General features: G+C 44.6%; 1 protein-coding gene and 1 pseudogene. Both read left to right on the top strand.

Features of this window, described 5'->3' with window-relative positions; translation table 11 throughout:
- Nucleotides 1–186: 186 nt before the first annotated feature.
- Entirely contained in the window at nucleotides 187–405 is a 219-nt protein-coding gene (locus ACTHUR_RS15760; protein ID WP_070459355.1) for a hypothetical protein, read from the top strand.
- A pseudogene (locus tag ACTHUR_RS15755) lies at nucleotides 402–612 on the top strand (rolling circle replication-associated protein); the annotation flags it as partial. The gene ACTHUR_RS15760 and the pseudogene ACTHUR_RS15755, both read left to right, overlap by 4 nt.

Raw genomic sequence — 612 nt, 5'->3', positions numbered from 1 at the left:
AACAAAACCAATATCATCCTGCGCCGCATGGGTTCGGCAGAATTGCCCGAAAGTGATATGGATTAATTAAAAAGGCCGTCTGAATATTTCAGACGGCCTTATATATTGCACTCCGTTAAGGGAGTGTAAATTACAAAACAAACCCCTTGACAAGTTCCGATTAACCGAATTTTCAAGGGGTCTGAAATGTCAACATTTGCCTACTACACAATTACACCGCAACCTGAAAAAAATCCCGTTGCCTACATCTTCCGCCTGTTTTCCGAGACCTGCGGAACCATCGATTGCTTGGAAACCAGAGCTTTTCCTATCCGCAATCCCAACAATCCCCAAATCACTTATGGCGAAGCCGATTTATACGGTCAATTAAGCGTATCCGCACTGATGGCGGAGGTGCAATCATGAATCGTTCAGCTTCAGCAAGCGCGGAACGCGCTCTTCCTTGTCTAAATAGTAACAACTGCATTGAGGCAGAAAACCTTAATAAAAACAATGCAAAGCAAATTCCGATTGGTTACGAAAAATACCTGCCGAACACAGCAAAACCCGAATTCAACGAATTTTCCACCTCACACAAGAAATCCGCCGCCGCCCTTGAGATGAATGTACGCC

Source organism: Neisseria sp. P0021.S007 (genome assembly GCF_051956855.1).
This window is presented reverse-complemented; position numbering and strand designations above follow the sequence as displayed.